Below are 6547 nucleotides of genomic sequence, written 5' to 3' on the forward strand. Positions count from 1 at the left end.
GGGCGCGCCATGACATGCGCCCCGGAACGGCCATTCGAGAGACGCGCTGCTCAAAGAAAACGCGAGCGCGCCGTCAGGTCCGCTCGCGCGCCTGTTCGTGGATTGCCGCTGCGCGGTTCGCGAGGCCCTTCTCCCCTTTGGCAGCCGGTGTGATGGATGGCGACACCAACTCGCCGAGCTTGACCCGGTCGTACTCGTTCCAGACATTGCCGAGCCAGTGTCGGACATAGCCGCGCAGCACGAAGGAATAGTTGGCCGGCGCATCGTGCGCGCCCTTGTTGGCGACGAAGGTGACGAACGGCACCGAAGCGAGTTCGACCTGCTCGTAGGCCATCTCGTTCAGCTTCGGAATGGTGATCTCGACCGCGTCCTTGATCTTTTTGAAATAGGAATCGTAGGTTGTCTGGTCCCAATCGAAAAAGCTTGTCTCGTTGATGAAATTCTTGACGAGATAATACTTTCCGTCGGCGACGAAGGGCGCGATGTCGGCGATCTCGTTCAGCGAGGCAATCGAGGATCCAAGAATATGGGCGACCCCGAGCGTGATCTGTCCGCGCTTGACCGCCTCCAGAAAGCCGATGTCCCGCAACGCTGCAAGCGTGGTCGAGAGCAGGCCCGCGCGCACGTCGATCAGCGTCACCTTGGCGTCCGACAGGGTGTCGAAAATCTTCATCTGGTCTGGTACCTGGGTCACGTCCACGACCTCGGTGACATCGGGGTGGAAGCGCTTCAGGGTTCCTTTAGGCGACTCGGTATCGAAAGCGCGGATCGGGACGCCTTTGGCGGAAAAATAATCGAGCATGGTGCGCGAGACCGTGGTCTTGCCCACGCCGCCCTTGTCGGCCCCTACGATGATGACTGTCGGCTTTGCCATGGATGACTGTTACCCCCCACACGCACCAGCAAGCCCATGGGGCCCGCCGATCCTTCCCCCGGTCCGACACCATGACGAACCGGACCCTCTATTTCAATGGTTTGCGGCAGCTATTTGGTCGTTCCCACGGGCGGCTTCCTTGACCGGTTCCGGCGCGGCCGATAGGTAATCCGCGCAGCAAAAACCCTCGGATTCTTGCGAAAATGTCCGCCTCCGATACAGCTCCGGCCTCGGAGCCAACGCGCTCCTTTCAGGGTCTCATTCTCGCCCTCCAGCGCTACTGGGCGGACTATGGCTGCGTGATCCTGCAGCCCTATGACATGGAGGTCGGGGCGGGCACGTTCCATCCGGCGACCACGTTGCGGGCGCTGGGGCCAAGGCCCTGGAATGCTGCCTATGTGCAGCCATCGCGCCGGCCGAAGGATGGCCGCTATGGCGAGAATCCCAACCGGCTTCAGCATTATTACCAGTTCCAGGTGATCCTGAAGCCGTCGCCCGGGGATCTGCAGGAGCTTTACCTGAAATCCCTCTATGCGATCGGCATCGATCCCAGGGTGCATGACATCCGCTTCGTCGAGGACGACTGGGAGAGCCCGACGCTGGGGGCTTGGGGACTCGGCTGGGAATGCTGGTGCGACGGGATGGAGGTGAGCCAGTTCACCTATTTCCAGCAGGTCGCGGGTTTCGAATGCGCGCCGGTCTCGGGTGAGCTGACCTACGGGCTCGAGCGCCTCGCCATGTATGTGCAGGGCGTCGAGCGGGTCTATGATCTCAATTTCAACGGGCAGAGCGGCGACCGCAAGGTCACCTACGGCGATGTCTTCCTGCAGGCCGAGCAGGAATATTCCCGGCACAATTTCGAATATGCCGATACCGAGATGCTGTTTGCGCAATTCAAGATGGCGGAAGCCGCCTGCCAGAAATACCTCGCCGCGGGCTGGGCCGATGGGGCGAAACAGCGCCACCTAATGGCGCTGCCGGCCTACGATCAATGCATCAAGGCGAGCCATGTCTTCAATCTGCTCGACGCGCGCGGCGTGATCTCCGTCACCGAACGGCAGAGCTATATCCTGCGCGTGCGCGAACTGGCCAAGGCCTGCGGCGCGGCCTGGCTCGCCACCGAAGCCGGCGGGGCGGTGTGATATGCCCGATCTTCTCCTTGAATTCTTCTCCGAAGAAATCCCGGCGCGGATGCAGCCGCGCGCGATGGACGATCTGAAGAAGCTCGTCACCGACGCGCTGGTCGAGCAGGGCCTTGTCTATGAGGGCGCGAAGGCGTTCGCCACACCGCGCCGGATCGCGCTTGCCGTGCATGGCGTGCCTGCGCGGCAGAAGGATATCCGCGAGGAGAAGAAGGGGCCGCGGGTCGGCGCCCCGGACGCCGCGGTCGCGGGCTTTCTCAAAAGCGCCGGCCTGACCTCCCTCGATCAGGCCAAGATCGAGAAGGACGCCAAGAAGGGCGAGTTCTACGTCGCGGTGATCGAGAAGCCGGGCCGTGATGCGATCGACGTGCTGGCCGATATTCTCCCCGACATCGTGCGCAAATTCCCCTGGCCGAAATCGATGCGTTGGGGACCGGGGTCGGCGCAACCCGGCGCGTTGTCCTGGGTGCGGCCGCTGCATGCCATCATTGCGACCTTCGGACCGGAGACCGAAGATCCGCAGGTGGTGCCGTTCGACGTTGGCGGGCTCACGTCCGGCAACGTCACCTACGGCCATCGCTTCCTCAGTCCCGGGGCGATCGTGGTGCGCCGTCAGGACGACTGGATGGCGAAGCTGGAAAAAGCCAAAGTCATCGTCGATCCGGCGCGCCGCCGCGACATCATCCAGACCGAGGCGAAGAACCTCGCCTTCGCGCAGGGCTTTGAACTGATCGAGGACGAGGGACTCCTTGCCGAGGTCGCAGGTCTCGTCGAGTGGCCGGTGGTTCTGATGGGTGCGTTCGACGACAGCTTTCTGTCGATCCCGGCCGAGGTGATCCGCGCCACCATCCGCAACAACCAGAAATGCTTTGTGGTGCGCGATCCGCAACAAGCGAGGCTCGCGCCACGCTTCATCCTGACTTCCAATATGGAAGCGGCCGACGGCGGCAAGGCGATCGTTGCGGGCAACGAGCGCGTGATCCGCGCGCGGCTGTCGGATGCGAAATTCTTCTACGAAACCGACCTGAAGACGCGGCTTGAAGACCGGCTGCCAAAATTCGCGCAGATCGTGTTTCACGCAAAGCTCGGCACCCAGGCCGAGCGGATCGCGCGCATGGTGCGGTTCGCCGGTTTGCTCGCGCCCATGGTCGGCGCCGATCCGGTCAAGGCGGAGCGTGCGGCGACGCTCTGCAAGGCGGACCTTCTCACCGAAGTGGTCGGGGAATTCCCTGAATTGCAGGGGTTGATGGGCAAATATTACGCGCTGGCGCAGGGCGAGGACGATGCCGTCGCTCATGCCTGCGAGGACCATTACAAGCCGGCCGGTCCGGGCGACCTGGTTCCGGCCGATCCGGTCGCGATCACGGTGGCGCTGGCCGACAAGATTGACACCCTGGTCGGCTTCTGGGCGATCGACGAGAAGCCGACCGGCTCCAAGGATCCGTATGCGCTAAGGCGTGCAGCGCTTGGCGTGATCCGGATCATTCTGTCAAACAACCTGCGGCTCAATCTTGGCGAATTGTTCTCGCTTGCGACCGAAGGCTATCTCGAACAGGGCAAGATCTTCATGAAGCAGTTCGTCGGCGAGGCAGCCAAAGGCGCCGATGACCTGTCGGCCCTGAAGCTGAGCTACGACGCCATGACCGGTGCGGACCTGCGTGCGTTCTTTGCCGACCGCCTGAAAGTGCAGTTGCGCGAGCAGGGCGCGCGGCACGATCTTGCCGATGCGGTGCTGGCGGTCGAAGAACAAAGCGACCTTGTCACCATCGTGCGCCGGGTCGAGGCGCTCGCCAAATTTCTCGACACCGACGACGGCAGAAATCTCCTCGCCGGCACCAAGCGCGCTGCGAATATCCTGCGCATCGAGGAGAAGAAGGACGGACAGAGCTATACCGGCGATCCCGATCCGTCGCTCCTGAAGGAGCCTGAGGAAATCGCGCTGGCACAGGCCATGGTCTCGATCGCGCCTGAGGCGAGCGAGGCCTATGCGCGCGAGGATTTCGCAGCTGCCATGGCGGCGATGGCGAAGCTGCGGCCAGCGGTCGATGCCTTTTTCGACAAGGTAACGGTGAATGTCGACGACAAGGCATTGCGCGCCAACCGTCTGATCCTGCTCAACCGGATACGCGAGGCGACTCGCACCGTCGCCGATTTTTCCAGGATCGAGGGCTGAGTTTGCGGCTTGCTACAGTCCACGCATGATGACGCCGAGCGCCAGCACCATATAGGCCAGGATCGCGATCCAGAATGCGAACGGACTGATGACCGGAATGACGACCAAGGCGCCGAGGATTGCCACAATGGCGAGCGCGAGCGAGATCAGGAAGGTAATGCGTCTTGGTGCATTCAGATTGGGCATGCTGGTTCCCGCTTTCCCGGCCGGGGTCGAAGCGCGAAACCACTCCAGGAGCAACCCCTCGTCAAGAGCCGCCGCTTGATAGCCAGACCGCGATTTCGCATGGAACCGGTTCGGGCAGTTCCGGCTTTTCAACCCCATCCCCGAAAAACCTTATGGAGAACGATATGTCGATCACTATCGCGCATCTGCAGCCGGTCATTGCCCTGATTGCGGGTATTTTGATTCTGGTAATGCCGCGGCTGCTCAACTTTATCGTGGCGATCTACCTCATCATTGTCGGCCTCCTGGGTCTTGGAATTTTCCGCTAGGCGGGGTTTGACCAGACGATAGCTCCGCTTTTGGTCGCGGTTGAATTGAACGCCGAAACCGGCCAAGACGGGCCGATTTCCGGACTTTTGTTGCGGTTAGGACGTCGACGATGACGAAATGGGTTTACAGCTTCGGTGGCGGCAAGGCCGAGGGCAAGGCAGACATGAAAAACCTGCTCGGCGGCAAGGGTGCGAACCTCGCCGAGATGGCCAATCTGGGCCTGCCGGTCCCGCCGGGCTTCACCATCACCACCGAGGTCTGCACCTATTTCTACGCGAATGGCGAAAGCTACCCGAAGGAACTGGCGGACGAGGTTGATGCCGCCCTGGCACAGGTTGGCGCGCTGACGGGCAAGCGGTTCGGCGATCGCGAAAATCCGCTGCTGGTTTCGGTCCGTTCGGGGGCGCGCGCTTCGATGCCTGGCATGATGGACACGGTGCTCAATCTTGGCCTCAACGACGAGACCGTGGAGGCGCTCGCGAAGAAGTCCGGCGACCGGCGCTTTGCCTACGATTCCTACCGACGCTTCATCACCATGTATTCGAATGTGGTGCTTGGAATCGAACATCACCTGTTCGAGGACATCCTGGCCGAGCACAAGGACGCCAATGCCTATAACCTCGACACCGAGCTCAATGCCGACGACTGGCAGAAGCTCGTCGGGCTCTACAAAGCCAAGGTGAAGGAGGAGAGCGGCAAACCCTTTCCGCAGAACCCGAAAGAGCAGCTCTGGGGCGCGATAGGGGCGGTGTTCGGCTCATGGATGAATGCGCGCGCCAAGACCTATCGCCGTTTACATAACATTCCCGAAAGCTGGGGCACTGCCGTCAATGTCCAGGCCATGGTGTTCGGCAATATGGGCGACGATTCCGCCACCGGCGTTGCCTTCACCCGCAATCCCTCAACTGGCGAGAAGACGCTTTACGGCGAATTCCTGATCAATGCGCAGGGCGAGGATGTGGTCGCCGGTATCCGTACGCCACAGGAAATCACGGAGGCCGCGCGCAAGGAGGCAGGCTCCGACAAGCCCTCTCTCGAAAGCGCGATGCCGGACGCCTTTGCGGAGCTGACCCGCATCTATAGCGTGCTGGAGAAGCATTACCGCGACATGCAGGATCTCGAATTTACCATCGAGCAGGGCAAGCTGTGGATGCTGCAGACGCGGTCCGGCAAGCGCACTGCGAAAGCCGCACTCAAGATCGCGGTGGAGCTTGCGAGCGAAGGTCTGATCTCCGAGGACGAAGCGGTGATGCGGATCGATCCGGGTTCGCTCGACCAGTTGCTGCATCCGACCATCGATCCGAAGGCAGAGCGCAAGATCGTCGCGACCGGGTTGCCGGCGTCGCCTGGCGCAGCCTCGGGCGAGATCGTGTTCTCGTCGGAGGAAGCCGAGGAACTGAAGGCAAAAGGCCGAAAGGTCATACTGGTTCGCGTCGAGACCAGCCCGGAAGACATCCACGGCATGCATGCCGCCGAGGGAATCCTGACGACGCGCGGCGGCATGACCTCGCATGCGGCGGTGGTCGCGCGCGGCATGGGCAAGCCCTGCGTCTCAGGTGCGGGCTCGATCCGCATCGATTACAACGCCAAGACCCTGAGCGTCGCTGGCCAGAGTCTGAAGCAGGGCGATATCGTTACCATCGACGGATCGACCGGCCAGGTGCTGCTCGGACAGGTCCGGATGATCGAGCCGGAATTGTCCGGGGAGTTCGGCACGCTGATGTCCTGGGCCGACAAGGTGCGCAGGCTTGGCGTGCGCGCCAATGCCGACACCCCGGCCGATGCCCGCACCGCGCTGAAATTCGGCGCCGAGGGCATCGGGCTGTGCCGTACCGAGCATATGTTCTTCGAGGCCGACCGTAT

At 62.1% G+C, this 6547-nt stretch carries 6 protein-coding genes; 4 read left to right on the forward strand and 2 right to left on the reverse strand.

The window, feature by feature from the left end; all coding sequences use genetic code 11:
- Positions 1 to 73 precede the first annotated feature (73 nt).
- A complete protein-coding gene (locus ACK41X_RS04105; protein ID WP_409719540.1) occupies positions 74 to 874 on the reverse strand; it encodes a hypothetical protein in 801 nt (266 codons plus the stop codon).
- 203 nt (positions 875 to 1077) lie between these two features.
- Between ACK41X_RS04105 and ACK41X_RS04110 the strand changes: the two genes are divergently transcribed.
- Both ACK41X_RS04110 and glyS read left to right on the forward strand, forming a co-directional pair.
- Positions 1078 to 2016 carry a glycine--tRNA ligase subunit alpha gene (locus tag ACK41X_RS04110; RefSeq protein WP_409719542.1) on the forward strand — a complete coding sequence of 313 codons (939 nt, stop codon included), beginning with the start codon at positions 1078 to 1080 and terminating at the stop codon, positions 2014 to 2016.
- Between the two features lies 1 nt (position 2017).
- The gene (gene glyS / locus ACK41X_RS04115; protein ID WP_409719544.1) at positions 2018 to 4189 is read left to right on the forward strand and encodes a glycine--tRNA ligase subunit beta; all 2172 of its coding nucleotides are present in this window, start codon (positions 2018 to 2020) and stop codon (positions 4187 to 4189) included.
- A 12-nt stretch (positions 4190 to 4201) separates the two neighbouring features.
- Here the strand turns inward: glyS and ACK41X_RS04120 are convergent, their stop codons facing one another.
- Positions 4202 to 4375 carry a hypothetical protein gene (locus ACK41X_RS04120; protein ID WP_409719546.1) on the reverse strand — a complete coding sequence of 58 codons (174 nt, stop codon included), beginning with the start codon at positions 4373 to 4375 and terminating at the stop codon, positions 4202 to 4204.
- A 164-nt stretch (positions 4376 to 4539) separates the two neighbouring features.
- On the opposite strand from ACK41X_RS04120, the gene ACK41X_RS04125 reads away from it, so the two are divergent.
- Together ACK41X_RS04125 and ppdK are read left to right on the forward strand one after the other, a co-directional pair.
- Positions 4540 to 4683 carry a DUF3096 domain-containing protein gene (locus ACK41X_RS04125; RefSeq protein WP_409719548.1) on the forward strand — a complete coding sequence of 48 codons (144 nt, stop codon included), beginning with the start codon at positions 4540 to 4542 and terminating at the stop codon, positions 4681 to 4683.
- A gap of 110 nt (positions 4684 to 4793) precedes the next feature.
- On the forward strand, positions 4794 to 6547 hold a 1754-nt coding region (gene ppdK, locus ACK41X_RS04130; protein ID WP_409719550.1), incomplete at its 3' end, for a pyruvate, phosphate dikinase.

Source organism: Pseudorhodoplanes sp. (assembly GCF_046289595.1).
Taxonomy (GTDB): Bacteria; Pseudomonadota; Alphaproteobacteria; order Rhizobiales; family Xanthobacteraceae; genus Pseudorhodoplanes.

Coding starts and splice junctions, on each gene's coding strand:
- ACK41X_RS04105 (WP_409719540.1), bottom strand. CDS start 874: ATGGCAAAGCCGACAGTCATCATCGTAGGGGCCGACAAGGGCGGCGTG.
- ACK41X_RS04110 (WP_409719542.1), top strand. CDS start 1,078: ATGTCCGCCTCCGATACAGCTCCGGCCTCGGAGCCAACGCGCTCCTTT.
- glyS (WP_409719544.1), top strand. CDS start 2,018: ATGCCCGATCTTCTCCTTGAATTCTTCTCCGAAGAAATCCCGGCGCGG.
- ACK41X_RS04120 (WP_409719546.1), bottom strand. CDS start 4,375: ATGCCCAATCTGAATGCACCAAGACGCATTACCTTCCTGATCTCGCTC.
- ACK41X_RS04125 (WP_409719548.1), top strand. CDS start 4,540: ATGTCGATCACTATCGCGCATCTGCAGCCGGTCATTGCCCTGATTGCG.